The organism is Hyphomonas sp., assembly GCF_022844445.1.
GTDB lineage: Bacteria > Pseudomonadota > Alphaproteobacteria > Caulobacterales > Hyphomonadaceae > Hyphomonas.
This window is the reverse complement of the sequence record NZ_JALHLS010000008.1, coordinates 59,175-82,806: the sequence shown is the minus strand read 5'-3', so window position 1 is coordinate 82,806 and position 23,632 is coordinate 59,175. Positions and strand designations below refer to the sequence as shown.

At 65.5% G+C, this 23,632-nt stretch carries 21 protein-coding genes and 1 pseudogene; 17 read left to right on the top strand and 5 right to left on the bottom strand.

Going from position 1 to position 23,632, the window contains the following annotated elements; all coding sequences use genetic code 11:
• The first annotated feature begins 104 nt into the window (after positions 1-104).
• The 6 genes from Q0C17_RS10750 (at position 105) to Q0C17_RS10725 (ending at position 6,187) form a co-directional block, all read left to right on the top strand.
• Entirely contained in the window at positions 105-1,331 is a 1,227-nt protein-coding gene (locus tag Q0C17_RS10750) for a serine hydrolase domain-containing protein (RefSeq protein ID WP_291205693.1), read from the top strand.
• A 107-nt stretch (positions 1,332-1,438) separates the two neighbouring features.
• Positions 1,439-2,899: an MFS transporter gene (locus Q0C17_RS10745; RefSeq protein ID WP_291205690.1), complete on the top strand. Its 1,461-nt coding sequence runs from the start codon at positions 1,439-1,441 to the stop codon at positions 2,897-2,899.
• Positions 2,900-2,935: 36 nt separating this feature from the next.
• Positions 2,936-3,991: an alanine racemase gene (alr, locus tag Q0C17_RS10740; RefSeq protein ID WP_291205687.1), complete on the top strand. Its 1,056-nt coding sequence runs from the start codon at positions 2,936-2,938 to the stop codon at positions 3,989-3,991.
• An 8-nt stretch (positions 3,992-3,999) separates the two neighbouring features.
• Entirely contained in the window at positions 4,000-4,782 is a 783-nt protein-coding gene (locus tag Q0C17_RS10735) for an ABC transporter permease (RefSeq protein ID WP_291205684.1), read from the top strand.
• Positions 4,779-5,543, top strand: coding sequence for an ATP-binding cassette domain-containing protein (locus Q0C17_RS10730; protein ID WP_291205681.1), 765 nt, complete (start codon positions 4,779-4,781; stop codon positions 5,541-5,543). Before Q0C17_RS10735 ends, Q0C17_RS10730 begins: the two co-directional genes overlap by 4 nt.
• The gene (locus Q0C17_RS10725) at positions 5,540-6,187 is read left to right on the top strand and encodes a glutathione S-transferase (RefSeq protein ID WP_366914807.1); all 648 of its coding nucleotides are present in this window, start codon (positions 5,540-5,542) and stop codon (positions 6,185-6,187) included. The genes Q0C17_RS10730 and Q0C17_RS10725 overlap by 4 nt, the downstream gene beginning before the upstream one ends.
• Here Q0C17_RS10725 and Q0C17_RS18180 read toward each other — a convergent pair.
• On the bottom strand, positions 6,139-6,435 hold the full coding sequence (locus tag Q0C17_RS18180) for an NAD(P)/FAD-dependent oxidoreductase (RefSeq protein ID WP_366914806.1): 297 nt from the start codon (positions 6,433-6,435) through the stop codon (positions 6,139-6,141). The genes Q0C17_RS10725 and Q0C17_RS18180 overlap by 49 nt on opposite strands.
• A 95-nt stretch (positions 6,436-6,530) precedes the next feature.
• Here Q0C17_RS18180 and Q0C17_RS10720 point away from each other — a divergent pair.
• Positions 6,531-7,511: pseudogene (locus Q0C17_RS10720) on the top strand (acyltransferase); the annotation flags it as partial.
• 70 nt (positions 7,512-7,581) lie between these two features.
• On the opposite strand, the gene Q0C17_RS10715 reads toward Q0C17_RS10720, so the two are convergent.
• A complete protein-coding gene (locus Q0C17_RS10715) occupies positions 7,582-8,778 on the bottom strand; it encodes a TIGR03862 family flavoprotein (RefSeq protein WP_291205674.1) in 1,197 nt (398 codons plus the stop codon).
• Between the two features lie 66 nt (positions 8,779-8,844).
• Here Q0C17_RS10715 and radA point away from each other — a divergent pair, with 66 nt between their 5' ends.
• The 6 genes from radA to Q0C17_RS10685 all read left to right on the top strand — a co-directional run bounded on the left by radA (position 8,845) and on the right by Q0C17_RS10685 (position 15,098).
• Positions 8,845-10,230 carry a DNA repair protein RadA gene (gene radA, locus Q0C17_RS10710; protein ID WP_291205671.1) on the top strand — a complete coding sequence of 462 codons (1,386 nt, stop codon included), beginning with the start codon at positions 8,845-8,847 and terminating at the stop codon, positions 10,228-10,230.
• Entirely contained in the window at positions 10,223-10,759 is a 537-nt protein-coding gene (locus tag Q0C17_RS10705) for a CvpA family protein (protein WP_291205668.1), read from the top strand. The genes radA and Q0C17_RS10705 overlap by 8 nt, the downstream gene beginning before the upstream one ends.
• 63 nt (positions 10,760-10,822) lie before the next feature.
• Entirely contained in the window at positions 10,823-12,193 is a 1,371-nt protein-coding gene (locus tag Q0C17_RS10700; protein ID WP_291205665.1) for an erythromycin esterase family protein, read from the top strand.
• A 75-nt stretch (positions 12,194-12,268) separates the two neighbouring features.
• Positions 12,269-12,931, top strand: coding sequence for a hypothetical protein (locus Q0C17_RS10695; protein WP_291205662.1), 663 nt, complete (start codon positions 12,269-12,271; stop codon positions 12,929-12,931).
• The gene (gene purF / locus Q0C17_RS10690; RefSeq protein WP_291205659.1) at positions 12,909-14,360 is read left to right on the top strand and encodes an amidophosphoribosyltransferase; all 1,452 of its coding nucleotides are present in this window, start codon (positions 12,909-12,911) and stop codon (positions 14,358-14,360) included. The genes Q0C17_RS10695 and purF overlap by 23 nt, the downstream gene beginning before the upstream one ends.
• 21 nt (positions 14,361-14,381) lie before the next feature.
• On the top strand, positions 14,382-15,098 hold the full coding sequence (locus Q0C17_RS10685) for an SDR family NAD(P)-dependent oxidoreductase (RefSeq protein WP_291205657.1): 717 nt from the start codon (positions 14,382-14,384) through the stop codon (positions 15,096-15,098).
• 76 nt (positions 15,099-15,174) lie between these two features.
• On the opposite strand, the gene Q0C17_RS10680 is transcribed toward Q0C17_RS10685, so the two are convergent.
• Positions 15,175-16,095, bottom strand: a complete 921-nt coding sequence (locus Q0C17_RS10680) for a Gfo/Idh/MocA family oxidoreductase (RefSeq protein WP_291205655.1) — start codon at positions 16,093-16,095, stop codon at positions 15,175-15,177.
• A 152-nt stretch (positions 16,096-16,247) separates the two neighbouring features.
• Between Q0C17_RS10680 and Q0C17_RS10675 the strand changes: the two genes are divergently transcribed.
• The 3 genes from Q0C17_RS10675 to Q0C17_RS10665 all read left to right on the top strand — a co-directional run bounded on the left by Q0C17_RS10675 (position 16,248) and on the right by Q0C17_RS10665 (position 18,556).
• Positions 16,248-17,270 carry an NADP-dependent oxidoreductase gene (locus Q0C17_RS10675; protein ID WP_291205651.1) on the top strand — a complete coding sequence of 341 codons (1,023 nt, stop codon included), beginning with the start codon at positions 16,248-16,250 and terminating at the stop codon, positions 17,268-17,270.
• 4 nt (positions 17,271-17,274) lie between these two features.
• Positions 17,275-18,189 (top strand): hypothetical protein, encoded by a 915-nt coding sequence (locus tag Q0C17_RS10670; RefSeq protein WP_291205648.1) that lies wholly within the window; start codon positions 17,275-17,277, stop codon positions 18,187-18,189.
• A 100-nt stretch (positions 18,190-18,289) separates the two neighbouring features.
• Positions 18,290-18,556 carry an HU family DNA-binding protein gene (locus Q0C17_RS10665; RefSeq protein WP_291205645.1) on the top strand — a complete coding sequence of 89 codons (267 nt, stop codon included), beginning with the start codon at positions 18,290-18,292 and terminating at the stop codon, positions 18,554-18,556.
• A 12-nt stretch (positions 18,557-18,568) separates the two neighbouring features.
• On the opposite strand, the gene Q0C17_RS10660 is transcribed toward Q0C17_RS10665, so the two are convergent.
• Positions 18,569-20,005, bottom strand: coding sequence for an MATE family efflux transporter (locus Q0C17_RS10660; protein WP_291205641.1), 1,437 nt, complete (start codon positions 20,003-20,005; stop codon positions 18,569-18,571).
• Positions 20,006-20,600: 595 nt separating this feature from the next.
• Between Q0C17_RS10660 and Q0C17_RS10655 the strand changes: the two genes are divergently transcribed.
• On the top strand, positions 20,601-21,152 hold the full coding sequence (locus tag Q0C17_RS10655; protein WP_291205638.1) for an ECF-type sigma factor: 552 nt from the start codon (positions 20,601-20,603) through the stop codon (positions 21,150-21,152).
• Here the strand turns inward: Q0C17_RS10655 and Q0C17_RS10650 are convergent.
• Positions 21,149-23,569: a serine/threonine-protein kinase gene (locus Q0C17_RS10650; RefSeq protein ID WP_291205635.1), complete on the bottom strand. Its 2,421-nt coding sequence runs from the start codon at positions 23,567-23,569 to the stop codon at positions 21,149-21,151. The genes Q0C17_RS10655 and Q0C17_RS10650 overlap by 4 nt on opposite strands.
• Positions 23,570-23,632: the final 63 nt, after the last annotated feature.

Below are 23,632 nucleotides of genomic sequence, written 5' to 3'. Positions count from 1 at the left end.
AACCTTCTTTGCGATCAGCCCATCCGTATCTAGTTCAATATTGGACATAGAATTTGAAGTTGGCGATAGCCCAATGTGGCCTCTCAACCTCGGGAGACACCAAAGTGAAGCTTAGCCACACTTCGACGGCCGTCCTGTTTACGCTGGCCGCTCTGAGCGGGTGCACCAGCGCGGGCATCGCCGCTTCAGCTGACAGCGATCCTGTGATGAGCTGCATCGCGGCCGAAGCAAGCAGAATGAACCTGTCCGGCGTCATCGCGGTATCCAGAGCCGGAAAAACGAAGACCCACGCCCAAGGACATTTGGCGGGACCGGACAGCTGGAACACAGCGCCTGAAACCTCGTTCAACCTGGGCTCCGCCGGAAAGATGTTTACCGCCGTTGCAGTGGCGCAGTTGGTCGACGCCAAAAAGATCAGCTTGGACGATCCGATCGGGAGTTACGTGAAGGGTCTGACGCCAGAAGCGGCAGACGTGACGGTTCGGCAATTGCTCACCCATAGCGGGGGCCTCGGGAACTTTTTCGTGCCTGAAAACTTGCCGGCGATGCAGGCTGCGAAAGGCCTCAGCCACTTGTTTCCATTGGTCGCAAACGACAAGCCCGCTTTCGAACCCGGCGCGCGGTTCGAGTATTCAAACTCGGGATTCCTATTGCTGGGCCTCATGGTCGAAACGGTGTCCGGGCAGCCGTTTGGCGACTATCTCGACCAGCATGTGTTCGCGCCGGCCGGGATGCTGAATTCAGGGCTCGACCCTGCTGCTCTGGACGTGCGCGCCATCGGGATGACGACCCTGCCGGAGCTCCCACCCCTGCCTCCGGGCGGGTTGCCGGGTCAAGGACCGGGACAGCCCCCCCGCCCCGATGGTCCTCCGCCTCCTGGTCTGTCACCCTCCGGGCCTCCAATGCTGCCTGCTGGGCCGCTAAGACCCGCGACTGAAGCCTCTCTTTATGGAACGTCTGCAGGCGGCAGCTACAGCAGCGCACTCGACATGAACCGGTTCTTCGAAGCGCTGTTGGCCGGGAAACTGACCAGCCCCGAAATGCGGGACGCCATGACATCGCCTCAGATCCTGTCCGTCGCGGAAAAGGACGGTCGGCCGGCACACTATTATGGGCTCGGGTTCGCGCTGGGCAGCTACAAGGACCACGCCTGGATCGGCCACAATGGCGGCGCTGTCGGCGTCAACACGGAAAGCAGAACCTTCCCGGCCGACCAGATCACAGTCACAATCCTGACGAACCGAGATCCAGCCGGTGCCAGCGACATGATGCGAAAAGTGCAATCCGCGCTGTTCGACGGCGCAGCTTGCAAGGCCTTGCCACCCAGCTGAAACGGCGCGCCACCCGCCGCCTGAAACAGGCGCTTGCAGGCCTCGCCCCTTTCCTTCCGTACCTCGCCTCCCTAATGTCCCGCCTTGGTGGCGGGAGCGTAAAGCGTATGAACGGCGACATCGAAAAGATTGTCGACGAAATGGCCGAGGAAGCGTCCGAAAGCGTGACGTCGCCCGTCAGCGGCCTGAGTGAAGCCCTGGGCGCGGGCGCGAGCTTTCTTGTCAGCGCCACGCATTGGCGCGCCAAGCGCCTGCGGCGCGTCGTCAAGATTGAGCTGCCGGGCTACCTGGCCGTGCAGTGCAGCTGGTTCCTCGCCTTCGGCCTTCAGCTGGTGCTGTTCCCATACCTGATCACCGGCCGCGACCATCTCAACATGGACGGCCTTGCCCTCGGCCTTGCCAACATGGCGCTGTCCCTGCCCTCGGTGATCTTCCTTCTGATCGGCGGCGTGGTGGCCGAGCGCGCGGATGGGCGGCGGCTGCTGGTGCTTTTGCACCTTCTGGCGGCGACCCCGCCGATGCTGCTGGCCTTCTATGTCGAGCCGGGCGAGCTGACCTATGCGGCGATGATCTTCTATGCGCTGACCATCGGCACCATCGGCGCCTTCATGATGCCTGCGCGCGATTCCATCGTAAATGAGGTCGTGGACCGCCGCCGCCGGGTCGGCTCCGGCGTGACGCTGCAACTGGGTGTGACCCTCGCCACCATGGCGCAGTTCCTGGCGCAGATCGCGGGCCTCATCCTCGCCGGCTATGCCGACCGGGCGACGAAGATGCCCTCCTGGCTGGGCGGGTTCAGCATCGGACCGATCTCGGCGGAAACCCTTCTGGCTCTGCAAGGCATCGTCCTGATCAGCGGCGCCGGCTTCGCCCTGATGCTGGCGAAAGGGCGTCCGGTGCGCCCGACGCGGCAAGGGCCGGGCTCCACCTTCGGCGACATCCTGGACGGCCTGCGCGCCGTGCGGGCCGAGCCAAAGCTTTGGGCGATGACGACGCTGATGTTCGGCGTCGGCGTTTTCGTCATCGGCTCGTTCCTCGTGGTGCTGCCGATCATCAACCGCGACGTCTACCATTTCGGCTCGTCCGGCATCCGGGACATGTTCGTGACCTTCTGGATGGGTGCATTCGTCTCCTCCGCCGTACTGGCGGTGTTCAAGCGCATCAAGCGCCAGGGCCGCCTGCTGCTGATCGCGCAGTTCGTGGCCTCCGCCAGCATCCTGATGATGATGGGCAGCGTGCCGCACTGGTTCTTCCTCGCTATCGTCTTCGTCTGGGGCCTTGCGGCGGGCATCTCGATCGCGATGAGCCGCTCTATCGTGCAGGACTCTGCACCCAAGGCGAAGCTCGCCCGGGTGCTGTCGATCTACCAGCTGGGCTTCATGGCAGGCGCCCCGTTCGGCGCCGCGCTGATGGGCGCGTTGGTGGATCTGTTCGGCCCGGAGAAGATCGCTGTCGTACCCGCCGGCGGCATGATCGCGCTGATCCTGTGGATGGTTTTCTTCACGCCGGTCTGGAACATGAAGGGCTCGGCCTGGCTTGCGCATCACGAGGGGCGCAAACAGCCGTGATGACAACCGGCGCAATCTCGCCTAGCGCTTGATCGCATGAGCTTTATGCCCCGCGCGACCGTTCTGACGTCCAATATCGTGGACAACTGGCGCACTTTGGATGCCCTGCATCCGGGCGCGACCACCGCCGCTGTCGTGAAGGCGGATGCCTATGGTCTCGGCGCGGCAAAGGTGGCGCGCGCGCTGAAGATCGCCGGCTGCCAGACCTTCTTCGTTGCCTACCTCGAAGAAGGCATGGCCCTGCGCAAGGCGGTCGGCAAGGGCGCGCGTATCTTCGTGCTGAACGGCCCGATGCGCGGCGAAGTGGCGGCGTACCGGGACGCAGAGCTGACGGCCGTGCTCTCCAGCGAGCTGCACCTGAAGCTCTGGTCCACCGCGGCGCGCGGTACCTGCGCCATCCATGTCGATACGGGCATGAACCGGTTGGGCCTGCCTCTGGCGATGATCGACACCGAGGCAACTGCCCTGCGCCGTCTCGCGCCTGTGCTGGTGATGAGCCACCTCGCTTGCGCGGACGATCCGAAGAACCCCATGAACGCGGCGCAGCGCCGGGCCTTTGAGGAGGTCGCCGACACCTTCCCGGACACGCCGGCAAGCCTTGCCAATTCGGCGGGCTGCTATCTCGGCAAGGGTTATGGTTTCGACCTGACCCGGCCGGGCCTCGCCCTCTATGGCGGCACAACGCCGCCCGCGAATGTCACCCTTAAGACGGGGGTTGTGCTCGAATCGACCATCATCAACGTCTTCAAGGGGCGCAAGGATACCTCGGTGGGCTATGGCGCGACCTATTCGCTGTCGGAAGACCGGCTGCTGGCCACCTGCGCCATTGGCTATGCAGACGGCCTGCTGCGGGCTGGTTCCGGCAAGCTCAAGGGCTGGATCGACGGCGTCCCCTGCCCGGTTGCCGGGCGCATCTCTATGGATCTGGTAACTCTGGACATCACCGACGGACCGAAAGGCATAAAGCCCGGAGCGCACGTTGAATTTCTGGGTGAGCACGCCAAACTGGAGGCACAGGCTGCAGCGTGCGGAACGCTCGGCTATGAGCTGCTCACAGGGCTTGGCCCGCGCGTGCAACGCAACTATCGCTGAGGCCGATCATGGCAAACCCTTTCCAGTTCGTCGGCCGAATCACGCTCGGCCTGTTCGCGGAGATCGGCCGGCTGGCCGTGTTCGCGGGCCGCGTGAAAGGCGCCGCCTTCACCCCTCGCTGGTATGGCGGGGAAATCCTGCGCCAGATGGTGCGCATCGGTTTCTACTCCCTGCCCGTCGTCGGCCTTTCTGCCGTGTTCATCGGTGCCGCGCTCGCCCTCAACATCTATGAAGGCGGCAGCCGCTACGGCGCCGAACAGTTCGTGCCCAACATCGTGGTGCTCGGCATCTCGCGCGAGCTGGGCGCGGTGATCACCGGCCTGATGCTGGCGGGCCGCGTCTCGGCCGGCATCGCCGCCGAGATCGGCGCCATGCGCGTCACCGAACAGATCGACGCGCTCGAGACGCTGTCGGCCTCGCGCTACCGGTATCTCTACGCCCCGCGCTTCCTCGCCGCCGTGTTCACGCTGCCTTTGCTGGTCGTCGCCGCCAACATCATCGGCGTGATGGGCGGATGGCTGGTCAGCGTCTACGGCCTCGGCTTCGACTCCACCGTCTACCTGCGCAACACGATCGACTTCGTGACGCGCGACGACATCCTTGTTGGCCTGATCAAAGCCGTGCTGTTCGGCGCCATCATCGCCATCATGGGCTGCTACCAGGGCGACCGCAGCCAGGCCGGCGCCACCGGGGTCGGCCGCGCGGCGACGCTCTCGATGGTGGGCGCGGCGGTGCTCGTGCTCGCTTTCAACTACGTGCTGTCCACACTCTTTGTGGAGATCGGGCTATGAGCGGACCACTGCTGAAACTCGAAGGCGTCGAGAAATCCTTCGGCACGAAACAGGTTCTCCGCGGGGTCGATCTCGATGTTGCGCCGGGCCAGAGCCTCGTGGTCATCGGCGGGTCGGGCTCCGGCAAGTCGGTGATGCTGAAGAATGCCCTCGGCCTGATGACGCCGGACAAGGGCAAGATCTTCTTCGACGGCGAAGACGTGACCAAGGCGACCGGCAAGGCGCGCGAGAAGATGCGCGCGCGGATCGGCATGCTGTTCCAGTCCGGCGCGCTGTTCGACTCTCTGACCGTCTGGGAAAACGTCGCCTTCCGCCTGATCAATGCAGAAGGCACGAAGCGCAAGGACGCGAAAGAGCGCGCCATCGCAACGCTCAAGAAAGTGCGCCTGGGGTCGGACGTTGCAAACCTGTACCCGGCGGAGATCTCCGGCGGCATGCAGAAGCGCGTCTCGCTTGCCCGCTCGATCATCTCGGAGCCGGACCTGATCTTCTTCGACGAGCCGACCACCGGCCTCGATCCGATTACGGCCGACGCGATCAACGACCTGATCGTGGAAATGGTGCGCGGCCTCGGCGCGGCGGCCGTCTCAATCACGCATGACATGGCCAGCGCCCGCAAGATCGCTGACGAAATCGCCATGCTGTTCGAAGGCAAGATCATCTGGCGCGGGCCAGCCTCCGCCGTGTACGACAGCGGCAACGCCTATGTCGATCAGTTCGTGAACGGACGAGCCGAGGGGCCTATCCAGCCGGCAATATGAATCCGTCAAACAAGACAGTAACAAGCATGCTTAGGGTCTATGGCCGAGCGAGTTCTATAAACGTGCGCAAGGTTCTGTGGACATGCGATGAGCTTTGCATTGCGTTTGAGCGGGAAGATTGGGGAGCCGGCTTCCGGTCCACGCGTGAGGCGGAATTTCTTGCGCTCAATCCGAAAGCGCTGATACCCGTAGTCATTGACGGCAATACGGTGCTGACCGAGTCAAATGCTATTTGCCGCTTTATCGCGTCAAAGCATGGCAGCGAATTGCTTCCGGCCGACCCTGCCCGCCGCGCCGAGGTCGAAGCGTGGATGGACTGGATGATATCTGATCTGAACATGGCCTGGCGCTACGCGGTTCAAGCCCTCGTGCGAAAACGCCCCGGCTATGACAATCCGGTCGAAGTTCAGAAGTCCGTGGACGAATGGAATGGCTTGATGCGCGATCTCGATGCGCAGCTCGCAATCCGTCCGGACTACCTGTGCGACGCGTTTACGCTGGCTGACGTTCCAGTAGGCCTGGCCATCCACCGCTGGCTCAACACACCCATCGCGCGCATCGACCTGCCCAATGTGATGCGGTATTATAACCTACTTCAGACCCGGCCAGCTTTTGCTCGGTACGCCAACGACGCATTCAATTGACGAGCGAAGCCGCGTGCCCCGCCACGCGCCCTTTTTGCGAGGCACGCTGTCAGGAGATAACCGCCCATTGGCGCGTCCCACGCGATCATTTTCCCGGTGCAAGTAAGATCGTCGGAGCATTGAGCATCAGGCCGTCGCCGAGCGCGCCCCGGGGGCACGCCGCCCGCGGTCGAGATGGCGGTGACCATCGGGGCGGGCGCGGTGAGAGTGTGCGGCGGGCATTGGTCAGGCAGGCGATGTTTCCGCACAGGCGGGCCAATCGCGCCCTTTAACCGACAACTTGAGGCGCGCGACTTGCAGTGCTTGTCCCGGATTGGCACGAAGCAGGATAACCGGTGTTTCCATGGCAGCCTCGCCGCGCGCGCAGTTGACCTCCTTGCAGGCCGGGCGCGCCGTTGCAGCCATCTCTGTCGTGATTTTTCACCTCAACGCATTTTACCTGCCGCAGCGCATCTATGAGGGCGAGACGCTCTCGATGGCTGCCGGCATGGGCTATGCGGGCGTAGAGTATTTCTTCGCGTTGTCAGGCTTCCTGATGGTGTATGCCCACGCCAAGGATTTCGGGAAACCTGAGCGCCTGATGAATTTTGCGGAGCGGCGCATCACCCGGATCTACCCGGTCTACTGGCTTATCCTGCTCGGCCTGGTGGCGGCCTACCTGGCCGTTCCCGCTTTGGCACCTGAAGGCGGCCTGACAGTATCGCGCGTCCTGGCCAATCTCAGCCTCATGCCGCTTGAGGAAACCGCGATCCTGGAAGTCGCCTGGACGCTGCAATACGAAATGGTTTTCTATGTCCTGTTCGCGACGCTGATCCTGTCGCCCCGGATTGGCGCTGCGGTGCTGTCGGTCTGGTTCGCGGGCTGCGTGCTGGCATTGACGGTCCTGAAAACCGAATTTCCGCTGGGCTTCCTGTTTGCGCCCTATAACTTCATCTTCTTTGCCGGCATGGCCGGTGCCGGGCTCTACACGAAGCTGCCTTCCCCAGCCGCAATCCTGGCGGTACTGGCCGGCGCGGCGACGTTTTTCGGCGCCGGCCTATCTGACGTTTACGGCGCCTGGCCGTTCGGCGCCGGCTGGCGCACGGTTGCGCTCGGCGCCGGCGCAGCGCTGCTGATCACCGGGCTGGCCGGCCTCGAACATCGCGGCCACTTCCGCGCGCCCCGGTTCCTCGTCAGCATAGGCGACGCATCCTACTCGCTTTACCTGCTGCACATCCCGCTGCTGGCGCTGGCGTCAAAGGTCGTGGTTGCAGCCGGACTCAACCTGCTCATCGGTGTCTGGGCGATGGCTGCGCTGCTGACCGCCGGCTGCATTGTCGTTTCGCTGGTCTTCTACAAGCGGGTGGAACGCCCGCTCGTCACAGCGCTACAGAGCAAGCGCCGCCCCGCCGGCGCTATGCCTGCCTCGACGCCGCCCGCCCCGCTACGCGCCCTGTTGCGAGGCACGCCGTCAGGAGATAACCGCCCGTTGGCGCGTCCCATGCGATCATTTCCCCGGCGCAAAAAGCGCCCGGCAGGGCTTTGAGCATCAGGCTGTCGTCCAGCGCAATCCAGGGGACGCCGCCAGCGGTCGAGATGGCGGTGTCCAGCGGCGCGGTGCCTGTGAGGGTCAGGGGCAGCGCCTTGAGAAGGCGGGCAAGCGCTTCGGGCCCCCGCGGGGCGGCGCCCTTCGTCACTTCGTGAAGCAGCGCGGCTTTCACACCGTCGATTTTCACCGCCTTGCGCAGACGGTTTGACAGCGAATCCTTCGGATGTGCTGCCGCGAGGCGGGCAGCGAGCGCCGCTTCGTCCGCCTCCGGCAGAAGGTCGATGGTGAGGACCGCGCGCCCGTCTGCCGCGATGTCGCGGCGCAGGGCGGCGGCCAGCGGGTAGACCGCACCGCTCTCGATACCGGCGCGCGTGATGACGAAATCCCCGCGCACGTATTGTCCGTGCACGGAAAGGACAACTGACTTGACCGGCGCGCCTTCGTGCGCGCGCATCCTGTCCGACCAGGACACGATGAACCCGCAGTTCGACGGCGCAAAAGGCTCCAGCGCGACGCCCCGCCTCGCGAGGATGTCTGCCCAGGCCCCGTCCGACCCCAGCCGCTTCCAGCTCGCGCCGCCCAGCGCCAGCACAACACTGTCCGGCTTCGCCGTGGCTCGACCGGTCATCGTCTCGAACGTCAGCGCGCCGTCCGCGTTCCATCCCGTCCAGCGATGGCGCGTATGCAGCTGGGCGCCTGTTTCCCCCAGCCGGGCGAGCCAGCGGCGCAGCAGCGGCGAGGCCTTCATGCCGCCAGGAAACACCCGGCCCGACGAGCCGACATGCGCCTCAACGCCGAGCCCCGCCATCCATTTCACGATCTCGGCCGGGCCGAACACCTCCACCATTCCGGCGAGGCGCTGGTCCGGCGCGTGATAGCGCGTGCGGAACATGGCCTCATCTTCCGAATGGGTGATGTTGAGCCCGCTCTTGCCCGCCATCAGGAACTTGCGCCCCGCGCTCGGCATCGCGTCGTAAATGTCCACGCACGCACCTGCGCTGAGCGCTGCCTCCGCCGCCATCAGCCCTGCAGGGCCCGCGCCAATGATCGCGACGTGTTTCATCCTGCCCCTCTACCCCTGCCCGCCCGCCCTTGCCAGCCCGCGGCGAAACCGCCTAACCCTTGCCCCATGGCCAAAGCCTCCACATCCGCCTTCGTCTGCCAGTCCTGCGGCGCCGTGCATGCCAAATGGGCGGGACGCTGCGAGGCATGCGGTGAGTGGAATACGCTGGTGGAAGAAGCCGTCAGCGCGCCGCCCGGCGCCTTGAAGGCCGAAAAGACGCCCACTGCGAAACGCGGGCCCAAGACCGAGTTCATCGCCTTGAACGCCGATGTCGATACGCCGCCCCGCGTGGTGATTGGCGTCGAAGAGCTCGACCGCGTGTTTGGCGGCGGTATCGTTCCGTCCTCCGCCACGCTGATCGGCGGCGATCCCGGCATCGGCAAGTCCACGTTGCTTCTGCAGGCGGCCGCCCGCCTCGCCCGCAACGGCGTGAAGACTGTCTATGTCTCCGGCGAGGAAGCCGCCGCCCAGATCCAGGAGCGCGCCAAGCGCCTGAAGGTCGCGAACTCGCCCGTGCAACTGGCGACCGAGACTGACCTGCGGCGCATCCTCGCCGCGCTCAAGGAGTCCAATCCCGGCTTCGTGGTGATCGACTCGATCCAGACACTCTGGTCCGACGCTCTGGAAGCCGCGCCCGGCTCGGTCGCGCAGGTCCGCGCCTGCGCGCAGGAACTGGTCCGCTGGGCGAAGAAGTCCGGCGCGGCGCTCGTGCTGGTCGGCCACGTCACCAAAGAAGGCACCATCGCCGGCCCGCGCGTTGTGGAGCACATGGTTGACGCGGTTTTCTATTTCGAAGGCGAGCGCGGCCACCAGTTCCGCATCCTGCGCGCCGTGAAGAACCGGTTCGGGCCGACTGACGAGATCGGCATCTTCGAGATGCACGCCCTCGGCCTTACGCCGGCCAAGGAGCCCTCCGCCCTGTTTCTCTCGGCCGAGGCCGAGCCCGGCGGCGGTACGGCGGTGTTCGCGGCGATGGAAGGCTCGCGCCCGGTGCTGGCAGAGGTTCAGGCCCTTGTCGCGAAAAGCCCGTTCGGCACGCCAAGGCGCAGCGTCATCGGCTTCGATTCCGGGCGTCTTGCAATGATCATGGCCGTGCTCGAAACGCGCTGCGGCGTCAATTTCGCCGGTATGGACGTCTACCTCTCGGTCGCGGGCGGCTACCGCATCAACGAGCCGGCGGGCGATCTGGCCGCCGCTGCCGCCCTGCTGTCGTCGCTTTCCGGTAATGCCGTGCCCTCGCGCAGTGTTTTCTTTGGAGAAATTGCGCTCTCGGGGGCGGTTCGGGCAGCGCCAAGGATGGACCAGCGGCTGAAAGAAGCCGCGCGTCTCGGATTCCAGCGCGCCTATGGTCCGGACAGCAGCCCAGCGGCAGAGGGCGGCTTGACGGTTAGCCCGATTGCACGGCTTATCGCGCTTGTGGATCTACTCGCGCCGGACGCCGCAAATGCTTGAAAACATTTCTGCTTTTGACGGCATCGCGCTCGGCATCATCCTCATTTCGGCACTCATGGCGTTTGCCCGCGGCTTCCTGCGCGAACTCGCCACACTGGGCGCTTTCATCGGCGCGCTCGCGGCAGCCTACTATGCGCGGAAATTCCTTCATGGCACGGTTGCAGACCTGCTGCCGGCCGGCAGCCATCCCCTCGCGCCCGACATTATTCTCGTCGTCTCCGCTTTCCTGATTGTCTACGTTATTGTCGCCTGGCTTGGACAATCTCTTTCAAAATCTATCATGACGAATGGCGACATTGGCCTGTTTGACCATATTGCCGGTCTCGTCTTCGGCGTGATCCGGGGCTGCGTCGCGCTCGTTTTCTTTGCAGTCCTGCTTTCGGTCGGTCTGGAAGATGACCGGGTGCCGCCGTTTATCCAGGATAGCTTCAGCTATCCGATCCTTGCCGGCGCTGCAGACGCGGTGACGGGGGAAGCCCGGGAAGCGAGCCGCAGCGCCACGGATCCCGCACCCGCCTCAGGCGACTGACCTTGATGCCGTGGCGGGCCGGGTTAGTCTGGCCGCTGCACCCGTTCGAAGGGGAGGATGACCTTGACGCATCGCCACGTCCCGCTGTCGCGCCGCAATTTCCTGCTGGCGTCTGCCTCTGTGGCCATTGTTTCCGCGTGCGCGACTTCGGTGCCGGGCGAGGACCAGCCGGAGCTGGCTGCCACCCCATCGATGGCAGGCACACTGACGGCGGCGGCTGTGCCGATCTTCAGCCTGACGCCGGAAGACCCCGGCGTCGCTTCCCTGGCCTCGCGCCTTGCTGGCGCGAGGATCGCCGGGCTCGGCGAAGCGACCCATGGTTCGCATGAAGATGCGCTGCTGAAGTCCGCGCTGATCCAGGCGCTGGTGCAGGACCATGACCTGCGCGTCGTACTTCTGGAGGCCAACCGCACCGGCACGGCTCAGCTCGATGCCTATGCCTCTGCTGCTCCGACCGGCCTGCTCGCCGCAGATGCGGTGCGCCAAGCCCCGGTTTTCCGCATCCTGAAGACCGAAGTGATGGCTGACCTGCTCTCCTGGCTGCGGGGCTGGAACGCCGTGAATGGCGACCGCCCTGTCCGCGTGATCGGCGTCGACTGCCAGGCCAGCAGCCAGGATGCGGGCGATGCGCTGGCGGCCCTCGCTGCCGTCAATTCGGGCGCCGCCGAAGCCCTCGCCGACGCGCTCGCCCCGATCCTGACGCCGGACGCCCGCGCAGCACGCCATGACCTGATGCTGAAACAGCTGACCTCGGCCCAGCGCCTTGCTGCGGAGTCGGCCTGCCGGTCACTGGAAGCAGAACTGAACAGCGCCGGACTTCCGGACGCCGCCTTCACGGCGCGCCGCGCCTGGCAGGGATTGAACGCCTTCGAGCACGAGACGAGCGACGGCGACATGACCCGCGCCACCCCGGAATACTGGAGCCGCCGCGACGTGTTCATGGGAGAGAATGCGATCACGCTCGCCAAGGGCCAGCCGGCCGTCTTCTGGGGGCACAACTCCCACGTCGCGGGCGGACGCCCCGGCGGTGACAGCGCCGGCTATGTGCCGAGCGGCGCCGTGCTGCGCGAACGCCTCGGCACAGACTATATCGTGCTGATCCAAGACTTTGCCGAAGCAAGCTTCCTCGCAATCCCGACAGCCGAAACGCTGAAGCCGGACGCACCCCAGGTTGCCGTCCAGCGCGTCGCGCGGCCCGGGACGCTGAATGCTCTCCTCGCCTCGGTCAGCAAGACTACGTCGTGGTTCGACATTGCCCGGCTGCCGGATACGGCGGCTGTCCGCGACTGGCGCGCAGCCCCCATCGGGCTCGACTGGTATGGCTATGCCGCGAGCGAGGCGCCGCAGCCTCAGGACCTGCTCAACGTGGCGCCCCGGTCGTTGTTCGACCTGATGGTCATACATCCGAAGCTGACCCCTTCGCGGATGCTGTAGACCGGGAACCGGAGGCGTCCTTCAGGGTTTACCTGAAAGCATCGGCGCGGCGTGCCTGCCATCAGGGAGGGCCGGATGGCCCGCAAGCGATTTCCCATTGTGCTGGCGTCTGGCGCCCTAGCCCTGCATGCCTCCGCGTGCGGCGAGCCCGACACCGGCGACAGCGTGACGGTCCCTGCCGCAACACCGACACCGGAGTCCGGCATCAGCGGCGCAAAGCCCGCCGTTCCTGCCCGGTTCAACGCAGCCGTGCCAGCCATGCGGTTCCGGCGCATCGGCATGCCCCTCGACGAACTCAGGGCGCAGACAGTGCCGGTCGAACGGTCCACGCGCAATCTTGAGGGCGCCGACGAGGCCAAGGCGGCCGTGAACCTTGAAACAGGCCAGACGGTCACCGGAAACTTCGGCGCCGAAGGCAAGCTCTGCAACATCGGGGCGGACACGCCTGGCATCGCCGGCAACACTGGAATCGGGATCGGCGCGCCCCTGTCGGACCTGCTGGGCGCTTATCCTGACGGCCGCCTGATCATCAGCCTCGAGGAGGGCCGCTATGCCAGTGACCCTTCCTGCGCGAAAACTGGTCCTTTACGGGACTCGTGTTGGCCAATCCCCGCCCTTCGGCAGAAAGGATCGCATCTGCGCCCTTTCACAGCCGAAAAAACCGAACTATATCCCGCCTCGGGCAGCGGCGCCCCAAAGCGAGTCGGACCTTCCGATGGCCTATTTCGACAACGATGACGACAAGCCACGCGAAGAGTGCGGGGTTTTTGGCGTGTTCGGGAACAAGGAAGCGAGCCTCCTCACGGCGCTCGGCCTCCATGCGCTCCAGCACCGCGGCCAGGAAGCGTGCGGCATCGTCAGTTTTGACGGCAAGCGCTTCAACTCCGAACGCCACATGGGCCTCGTCGGCGAGCATTTTGGCGGCGATCTGCGCCAGCGCCTGCCCGGCCACGCCGCCATCGGCCACAACCGGTATTCCACGCAGGGCCGGCCGATGCTTCGCAACATCCAGCCGATCTTTGCCGACCTCGCGCTCGGCGGCTTCGCCGTCGCGCACAATGGCAACCTGACCAACGCGCGCCAGGTGCGCCAGCAGCTGGTCAAGGACGGCGCCATCTTCCAGTCCACCATGGACACCGAGGTGATTCTCCACCTCGTCGCGCGCAGCTCCAAGAAACGCTTCGTCGACCGCCTGATCGACGCGATGCACCAGATTGAAGGCGGCTACGCCCTCGTCGGCATCACCGGCAAGAAACTGATCGGCGCGCGCGACCCCATCGGCCTTCGTCCGCTCGTGCTGGGCCGCATTGGCAACGCCTATGTGCTCGCTTCGGAAACCTGCGCGCTCGACATCATCGGCGCCGAATTCGTGCGCGAGATCGAGAATGGCGAAGTCGTCGTCATTTCGGACGAGGGCCTCGAGAGTTTCCGCGCCTTCGCGCCGCGCCCGCCGAGCCCCTGCGTGTTCGAATATGTCTACTTCGCGCGCCCCGACAGTTTCATCCAGGGCCGCTCTGTCTACGAAGTGCGCCGCCGGATGGGCCACCAGCTGGCCGCCGAGACGCCCGCCGATGCTGACGTGATCGTGCCGGTGCCGGACTCCGGCGTGCCGGCCGCGCTTGGCTTCTCCGAAGCGTCCGGCATCCCGTTCCAGATGGGGATCATCCGCAACCACTATGTCGGGCGCACCTTCATTCAGCCGACACAACTCGGCCGCCAGACCGCGATCTCGAAGAAGCACAGCCCGAACCGCGCCGCCCTCGAAGGCAAGCGCGTGATCCTCGTCGACGACTCCATCGTGCGCGGCAACACGTCGAAGAAGATCGTGCAGATGGTGCGCGAGGCCGGCGCCCGCGAGATCCACTTCCGCTCTGCCAGCCCGCCGATCCTGAATCCGGATTTCTACGGCATCGACATGGCCGGCAAGTCCGAGCTGTTCGCCGCGACCCATACCCATGAGGAAATGGTGCGCGAGCTGAAAGTCGAAAGCCTCGGTTTCCTCTCGGTCCCCGGCCTATACAAGGCGATCGGCGAGCCGCTGCGCAACAGTATGATCCCGCAATTTGCAGATCACTGTTTCACCGGCGAGTATCCGACCCCGCTGGTCGACTACCAGCAGGACCAGGCCGACAAGGAACGTCAGCTGTCATTGCTGGACGACGTCTGAGCCGCGCGCTAAAGGCGCGCCATGACCCAGACACCCCGCCTCATTCTCGTCACCGGCGCCTCGCGCGGGATCGGCCGCGCCGCTGCGCTGGAACTCGCCCGGCAGGGTGACCTCGTGATCGCTGTTGCCCGCTCCAAGGCCGCGCTGCAGAAGCTCGACGACGAGATCCGCGCGCTCGGCTCCGAGGCGCTGCTGGTGCCGATGGACCTGAAGGACACCAAGGGTATCGAGACGCTCGGCAAGGCGCTGACAGAGAAGTTCGGACATCTCGACGGCTTCGTTGCCAATGCCGGCCTCCTCGGCACGCTTGGCCCGCTGGAGACAACCGGCCCGCGCAGCCTCGAGGAAACCATCCAGGTGAACCTGACCGCGAACGCCCACCTGATCCGCGCGCTCGGCCCGCTGCTGCACCAGTCGGACGCCCCGCGTGCGGTGTTCGTCACATCCGGCGTCGTGCCGCGCCCGCGCGCTTTCTGGGGGCCTTACCAGGCCTCCAAGGCTGGCCTCGAAGCGCTGGTAAAAGCCTGGGCCGACGAGAACGAGAAAATGGCGCTGCGCGTGAACCTGTTCGACCCCGGCGCCGTGCGCACCGGTATGCGCGCCGAAGCGATGCCGGGCGAAGACCCGATGACGCTGCCCACACCGGAAGCGGTGGCGAAGGAACTGGTGAAGCTCGTCAGCAAGACCGAGACGCGGACAGGCGCGCGGGTAGTCTATCGCGACCTGGCGGCGGGCTAAGCTTCAGCATCCCTCACACGACAACTCCGCGCTCATCCTGAGCGACATCGAAGGATGAGCTGCATTGGGTTGCGGCTCAGTCCACGCCTGCCAGAACGGCGGCCTCTGCGGCCTCTGCCATCGCGACGGCGGCGACCGTGCCATGCGCGGGCACCGGGCTGCGCGCGAGACCGAGGCAGGCGGCATAGAAGCCCTCGTCCGCCGCGCCGAGCGGATCGGGAAGGTCTGCCGCAATGTCCACGCGCACTTCATAGGGCGTCGTGTTCTTGAGCTTGCGCGTGAGGAAATCGATGTCGATCTCGCCGGAGGGGTAAACCACGCGCATCGTCCGTTCACGGATTTCTGCGGCGCGGCTTGCGCGCAGCTTTGCCTTGCCGCCGCTGGCATAGGTGAACACCGCTTCCGCTTCGTCGATGTGGGGCGAGTGCACGCGGCGCCCTGTTGCTTCGACGCCCGTGAACTCACGGCCCAGCAGCATGGCGGCAAGGTCGAGGTCATGGATCATCAGATCCCAGATCACCGAGACATCGCCTGCCCGCCCGCCCGGTGCCGGCGGCCCCGAGCGCACGGACTCGACCAGCAGCGGCACTTCCTCGATTGCCAGCACGCCCATCGCTTTCGCGACGAAACGCTCCTGGTGACCGACCTGCAGGATGCGCCCGCGCGCGGCGGCTTCGTCAGCAAGGTCGCGCGCCGCAACGCCAGACAGCGCCAGCGGCTTTTCCACAAGCACATGCCGGTTGGCCTCGATCGCCTGTCGCGAGAGGGATTCGTGCCAGGTGGCCGGCACCGCGATCACAACCGCGTCACATCCCTCGAGAAATGCGGCATAGTCGTCAAAGCCGCGGGCGCCGAATGTCTCGGCCAGCCTTTCGGCCCGGCCAAGGTCAACATCGAAAATGCCTGTCAGGTCGGCCCGCGCCGATGCGGCGGCTTTCTGCGCATGGTAGTTTCCGAAAACACCTGCGCCTGCGACGCCCACTTTCAGCTTCGTCATCCGGGTTCCGTCCCTTTTGCCATCCGCAATGGCACCCTAAACGCGGCCCTGCAAGTGTCGCAGCGGCAGCTGAATCTTCGGCTCGCCCCCTTCACAGGCCGCGCCAGCCAGTTCATGTGGACCCAGCACAAAACAATAGAGAGGTGATGGACATGGCCAAGTTGACTTCGACGGAATGGTCTCTCGCAGCCCGCCCCGTGGGCATGCCGAAACTTTCGGACTTCCAGACGAAAGCGGTCGACGTACGGGCGCCGGGCGAAGGTGAGATTCAGGTGATGAATACCTGGATGTCGGTCGACCCCTACATGCGCGGCCGGATGTATGACCGCGAGAGCTATGTGCCGCCCTTCCAGATCGGCGAAACGCTGCAGGGCGGCGCCGTCGGCCGGGTGACCGCCTCCGCGCATCCGGATTACAAAGTCGGCGACCTCGTCTCCTCCTTCCTCGGCTGGCGCACGGCCTGGACGGCGCAGCCTGCGGCAGCCGCCGTGCAGAAACTGCCCGCCACCGGCCTGCCCGAGAGCGCCTTCCTCGGCGTCGCCGGCATGCCGGGCCTGACGGCCTATGCCGGCCTCCTGCGCATCGCGGAACTGAAGCCCACCGATGTCGTGTTCGTCTCCGGCGCCGCCGGCGCGGTCGGCTCGACGGTCGTGCAGATCGCCAAGATCAAGGGTGCCACCGTTATCGGCTCGGCCGGCGGCGCTGAAAAGTGCGCGCTGGTCAAGTCGCTCGGCGCCGACCACGTCATCGATTACAAGCAGGCCAAGGGCTATGACGGCCTCGTCGCCGCCCTGCGGGCTGCGGCGCCCAAGGGCATCGACGTCTATTTCGACAATGTCGGCGGCGACCATCTGACGGCGGCCATCGAAGTCGCCCGCCCGCTCGCACGCTTCGCCCTTTGCGGAATGATCGCGCAGTACAACGAGACCGGCGTGCCGACCGGCCCGCACAACATCATCCAGGCAGTGGGCAAGCAGCTGAAGCTGCAGGGCTTCATCGTCTCCACCCACGCCGACATGCAGCCTGCCTTCCTTGCCGACATGGCGAAGTGGATTGCGGGCGGCCAGATGAAATTCGAGGAAACTGTCATGACCGGAATCGAAAAGGCGCCCGAGGCTTTCCTCGGCCTCTTCACCGGCGCCAACACCGGCAAGATGCTGGTCAAGCTCGCGTAACGCCATGGCCCTGTTCGACGCATACATCATGGTGGACTGGAGCGCGGCGGCAAAGCCGGCGCTCGGTCCGAACTCGATCTGGATCGGCATGCTGGTCAAGGACGCGCGCCTGAAGCTGCAGTTCAAGGCGGTGAACATCGACACGCGCCTGAAAGCGCGTGCGTTCATCGAGGACATGCTCGCCAAGCTGACGAAGCGCGGCGACAAGGTCCTGCTCGGGTTCGACTTCTCGCTCGGCTATCCGGCGGGCACGGCGAAGGCGCTTGGCCTGGACACCGCGAAGCAAGCACCCTGGGCCGCGATGCACGCGCATCTGGCGACGCGCTACAAGGACAAGCCGGACAATAACTCCCGTCCGCGCTTCGCCATCGCCGCCGGCCTCAACTACACGATCTCCAAGGGGCCCTATCCGTTCTGGGGCGCGCCGCCGTCTGACCGGGCAACCACCCTTTCCTCGACCAAGCCCGACTATGCCGGCCAGCCACTCGCCGAGTTCCGCCTCGCGGAGCAGCGCCTGCGCAGCGTGCCAGGCGCGTCGCCAAAATCCTGCTGGCAACTTTACGGTGCAGGATCGGTCGGCAGCCAGAGCCTGACCGGCATCCCGCATGTGCATGCTCTCCGGCAGGCCTGGCCGAAGGCCCGTGTGTGGCCTTTCGAGATCGGTGAAGGCGCCCCTCTGACCGCCGAAATGCTCGACGGCGTCGAGATTGTGATCGCCGAGATCTACCCCTCGCTGGTTAAGCCGGCGCCGGAAAAAGGCGAGGTCGCCGACGAGGCCCAAGTGCGCCAGATTGCCCGCCACTACGCCGATCTGGACGAGAAAAACGCCCTCGGAGCCGCTTTTTCCACAGGCAAATCCCTTTCCGAAGAACAGAACGGGGTCATTACCGGCGAAGAGGGCTGGATTCTCGGCGTTTAGCCCGTGTTTATTGGGGTTCCGGCGTATCCACGGGATTCGAATCGTGGGTAAGTCGGCCCAATGGCGTCCCTGGCGTCATTTAATCTAGAGGAGAACCCCTATGAACAAGGGTGAACTGACCAAAGCGGTGGCCACGGCCGTCGGCATTTCGCAAGCGGAAGCCGGCAAGGCCGTCGACGCAGTTTTCGACACCATCGCAGCCTCGGTTAAGGGTCGCGAGCAGGTTGCAATCGCCGGTTTCGGCACGTTCGTCGCCAAGACGCGCAACGCCCGTGAAGGCCGCAACCCTGCGACCAAGGAAGTGATCAAGATTCCGGAAAAAACCTCGGTGGCTTTCAAGCCGGCCTCGGTTCTCAAGGACATCTGACCTTCCCGCCCCTCAGTGGGGTATGAAGACGGTTCCGGCGGCGCGTTCCTTGATGGGGCGCGCCGCTTTCCATTCCAGCAGCGCCACCTGCAGCAATCCCGCCACCAGCACGCCGACGGTTGCGCCTTCGAGCACGCCCTGCGCCCCGCGTCCCTGCGTGATGCCGAGCCAGTAGCAGACCGGGATCATCACCAGGAAGAACGAGCCGACATGGATCGCCGTCGGCAGCCAGACCATGCCCTGCGCGCGCAGCGCAAACGAGGCGGTCGCCTGCAACCCGTCGAAGACCGTTGCCAGCGCCGCCAGCCAGAGCAGCGCCGCAATCGCCGGCGCCAGAGCGACGCCGCTGATGACCGCATCCTCGCGCACCAGCAGGATCGAGATGAAGTCGCGGAACAACACAAGCACCACGCACAGGATCAGGCCCATGACGATGGTCGCCACCACGCCGAGACGCCCGGCATTCTTCACCGCCTGCCCGTCGCCGCGCCCCATGCCTTCAGCAACCCGCACGGACGTGGCCGAGGCGATGCCGAGATAGAACATGAAGCACAGGCCCATCACCTGCACGGTGTAGCCATAGACGGAGTTGGCCGCGATCGAGATCCAGGTCGCGATAACGAACGTGATGTTGAAGCCGCCCCATTCGGCAACATTGCTGATGGCGGTGCCGGTGCCGACTTCCAGCTGGCGCCGCGCCTCACCGGCCGGCGCCGGAGGCGAGCGGCGGAAGCCCGGCGTCAGGCGCGCCACGAAGATCAGCATCGCCACCACGATCAACCAGCGCGTGATCGTGGTCGCCCAGGCCACGCCCTCTGCGCCCATCTGCGGCATGCCCCACCATCCGCCGACGAAGGCGAGGTTGAGGAACAGGTTGAACACCACGCCCGTATACATGACGATGGTCACCAGCAGCGGCCGGCGCAGCGCTTCAAGATAATAGCTGCAGGCCTGGCTCATCATGTGACCCATCAGGCCGAAGGCAAGGATGCGCGTGACCGAGGCGGTCTCGGCCGCCACCACTTCCGGCGGCGCGTCGATACCGGCCGTTTCGCTGGCCGGCGCGATGGTGATGAAAACCCAGCGGAAGAAACTGTCCGCGGTCGGCACCAGGACCAGCGTCAACGCGCCCGCGAGGATCACCGCCCAGAACAGGCCGCGCCGGAAGATTCGCCCGGAATCGGCTTCCTTGCCCACGCCCAGAAGTTCGGACGTCAGCACCTGCACGCCCAGAAGGATGCCGAGGCCCAACCCCAGCGAAATGCCCATCGGCAGCCAGGCGTTCAGCACATAGGCCAGCTCGCCCGGCGCATACTGGCCGAGCACGATGGCATCCGTCAGGCCCATCAACATCATCGCCATGCGGCTGATGGCGATCGGCACCGACAGACGCATCAGGTCTGCAATGTCCGCGGGGCGAGCCCAGGCGGGCAGCCGTGACTTGGTCATCCTGCCCTCCCTTTGATTTTCCGGCTGTTTGCTATCCGGTATCTGAGCAGCCGGGCGTGATGGCTCAAAATCACGCCCGGATCAAGACAGGTCTCAAGAGGTAATCAGGCCGCGATACGGATTTGCAGGGCGATCCTCCACCGCGCCGGTCCATCCGTTCACGTGCGGCTCCGGCGTTTTCCGCACCACAACATCCGGATTTCCGTAGGGCACGGCGTAGGGCGGATAGGCCGGCGCCGAATAGACCGGATTGCCCTAGGCATCGCGCGAGTCGCACCCGGCATAGGGCGCACACGGATTACCGGAGACGGACTGCGGCACACCGGCGGCCGGAGGCGATGTTCATCGCGATGACCTGCGGGCTCTGCATGTTCTGCGCGATGATGTCGCTCAGGCCGGATTGCATCTGGTCGTTCTGGCCAGCGGCGCAGAAAACGGTTCAGCTCTTTGCGAATATTCTTTGGCAATCCCGGTAACGTGTGCCTTTTCAAGGCGCTGCGCCCGCCCGCGCCGCTCCCCTGTTGCGCGCAGCCGCTTGCAATCAAGCCGCCCCCAAGGCAGCAATTGACCCGGGGAAATCAAAGAGCGCGCAGCCATGAGCCATGAACCGGAACTCGCCATCTCGGCAATGTCGGCCCGCGACCGCGACCGGCTGCTGGGCGAAGTGTATGATGAATTGCGCGTGCTTGCCCGCAAGATCCTGGCCGGCGACCGGGCCCGCCAGCACATTGCGCCGACAGAGCTTGTGCACGGCGCCGCCATCAAGATCATCGGCCAGCGCCAGATCTCGGCGAAGGAGCGCACACACTTCTTCGCCTATTCCGCCCACATCATGCGCCAGGTGCTGATTGACGAAGTGCGCCGCGAGCGGGCTGGCAAGCGCGGCGGCCCGAAGGTCACACTGATCACCGAGATCGCCGAGAACGCCGTCCCGGAAGGCGACGCCGTCGATGTCGAAGCGATCCACGAGGCCCTGAACAAGCTCGCCGAGGCCGACCCCGCCCTCGCCGCGCTCGTCGAGAAACGCTACTTCTCCGGCCTTACGCTGGATGAGATCGCCGAGGCAGAGAACGTCTCACTCTCCACCGTGAAGCGCCAATGGCGCGTTGCCCGCGCCTGGCTGCACGACGCGCTGAGATCCGCCTAGCCGCAGCGTCCCTTTGCGGCGAGATCGTCAAGCAGGGCGATGTCGTTCGTCCGGTCAAATTCCGAAAGGCCCCACTTGTCCTCGACGGCCTTCCACGCCGCGCGCGCTTCCTCCACCCCCCGGCAGCCCGCCTCGCGCCCGCGCGCATCAAACATCATCTCCGCCCGTCCGCGCATCGGCACGGCCACCCGCCGCACAGCATCGCCGTCCTGCGGATTGGCCGACGCCTGGGCCCGGTAGCCTTCCAGCTGCCGTTCAACGATCGAAAGCGCCTCTTCCGGCCGTCCGTTGATGTTCAGCATCAGCGCAATCTGTCCCTCTGAAACTTCGGCAAGGCGCTGCGCCAGACGGTCGGTCGGATCCCAGGCCAGCAACTGGCGCGCCGTGTCCATCGACAGTTCGGCCTCCCTTAGCCCGCCGGCGAGGTCGCCGAGATCCGCCCGCGTACTCGACAGCGAATAGTGCGCATAATGCAGGCCTGTCAGCAGCCGCCGGTTCAGCGGCGCCTTGGCGATACCGGCCTCGAAATGGCCCGCCCCGCGCTGGTAGGCGGCCTGCGCGTGCTCGATCCGTTTGAGATAGTAGTAGCCGTCTCCAAGTAGCGCCGAGACCCGGCCCGCCTCGAAGTCGAAGTCCATGCCCGCACGCTCATCTGGCGTCAGGTTCAGCAACCTTGCCTCCTCCGCCTCACGGATGTTCACGGCTTCTTCGAGATCGCCCTCTGTCTGCACCGCGTCCGCAATGGTCATCCGTATACCCACCAACACGGAATGGACTTCACCTGGCGGAATCTCGCCTGGTTGCGCCAGTGCGGCCAGCACATCCGGCTCCGCCCGCCGGGCAAGATCCAGCTGCATCGCCGTGTCCTGCTCCAACGACGCCTTGGTGATGGCAAGGAAATAGAGCGCGCGCCCTCGCGCCAGCCTGAGCGAAGGGTCGCCGGGTGTCTCGGCAATCAGCTGGTCCAGCGAGACAATGGCTCGCTCGAGGTTCTCCACCGCCAGCGGCCCGAGGCCAAGGTTCGGCCGGCTCGGGACGCCCTGCACTTCGGCGAGGCGTACGAGCCCCGTCGCCGCCTCAGCCTGCAGCGCCGCATTGCCGCCCGCCGAGGCGCCCAGCGCATCTAGATAGTCCTGCGCCTTTTCCGACATCGCCAGCCGCGCCGGCGTTGCCCCCGGCACCTGTTCCAGCTGACTGTTCAGGTCAAAGATCATGAAACCCGCCAGACTCCGCAGCTGCGTGAAGCGCTGGTCGGCGTTCCGGCGCGATTGCTCCGCATCCAGATAAAGATGCGTGATGATGCCCAGCGCCGCAAAGGTCGCCGCCACACCGCCCGCCATCGAGGCGAGCGCCACAGGCCGGCGCTGCGCAAACCGGCGCGAGAGGTAGGCAAACGTGCGCGGCACAGCGCTCACCGCCTGCACGCTCTGCCAACGCGCAAGGTCTGCATCGAAGGCCTCGATGCTGCGATAACGCTCTTCCGGGTCCGGCGACAACGCCTTCCACAGGATGGCCGACAGGTCTTCCGGATTGCGCGCCGGGCCCTCGATCCGCAGCAGCTCAGGCGCCGCGCCAAGGTCAGGACGGCCCGGATCGTGCCAGGGCAATTTCCCCGCCAGCAATTCATACAGCGTCACCGCCAGCGCGTAGACATCATCCGCCAGCGTCGCCGCCTGCCTGCGGCAACGCTCCGGGCTTGCATAGGCGCGCGTCACGGCGTCGATCATGTCAGCGGCCGCCACTTCCTGCAGCCGCGCAATCCCGAAATCGATCAGCTTCGCGCGCCCGCCTGGCGTCACGAGAATGTTGGACGGCTTCACGTCGCAATGAACAATGCGTGACTGGTGCGCATGAGCCAGCGCCCCCGCCACCTGCCGCACCAGTGCCACGCGCGCTGCCACATCCAGCTGGCGCGCCTCGCAGTCATCGTCCAGCGGCTCGCCCGCCACATATTCCATCACGAGGTAGCTGAGCCCGGTCTGCGTCACCCCGCCATCCAGGATGCGCGCGATGGATTCGTGATCCATCCGCGCCAGCGCGCGGCGCTCGGCGGCGATCAGCGGCCCGAGATCATACGCCCCCTGCTTCGCCCGGATGAACTTTATCGCCACTGTCTGGTCGAACAATCCGTCCGCCCGCCGCGCGCGGTAGACCGAGCCCATGCCGCCCGCCCCGATCAGCGCCTCCAGCCGGTAGACGCCGATCTGGTCCGGCGGCATCTCCAGCGGTGCGCCCTCGATCTCGGCGACCATGGAGGTCACCTCGCTGTCGGCCTCCATCAGCGCGATCACGCGGCCCAAAAGTTCGCTGTCGCCCCTGCAGGCCTTCTCGATCCAGTCAAGCCGCGCCTCGCCCGCAAGCTCGACGGCTTCGAAGAACAGCTTCAGTGCCGTGCGTTCGCGTTCGGGTGTCAGCATCGCGTCCCGGTCCCCGGATAGCCACTTATCCGGCCCTAGGCGTAGCGCGCTGCCAAAACGGGT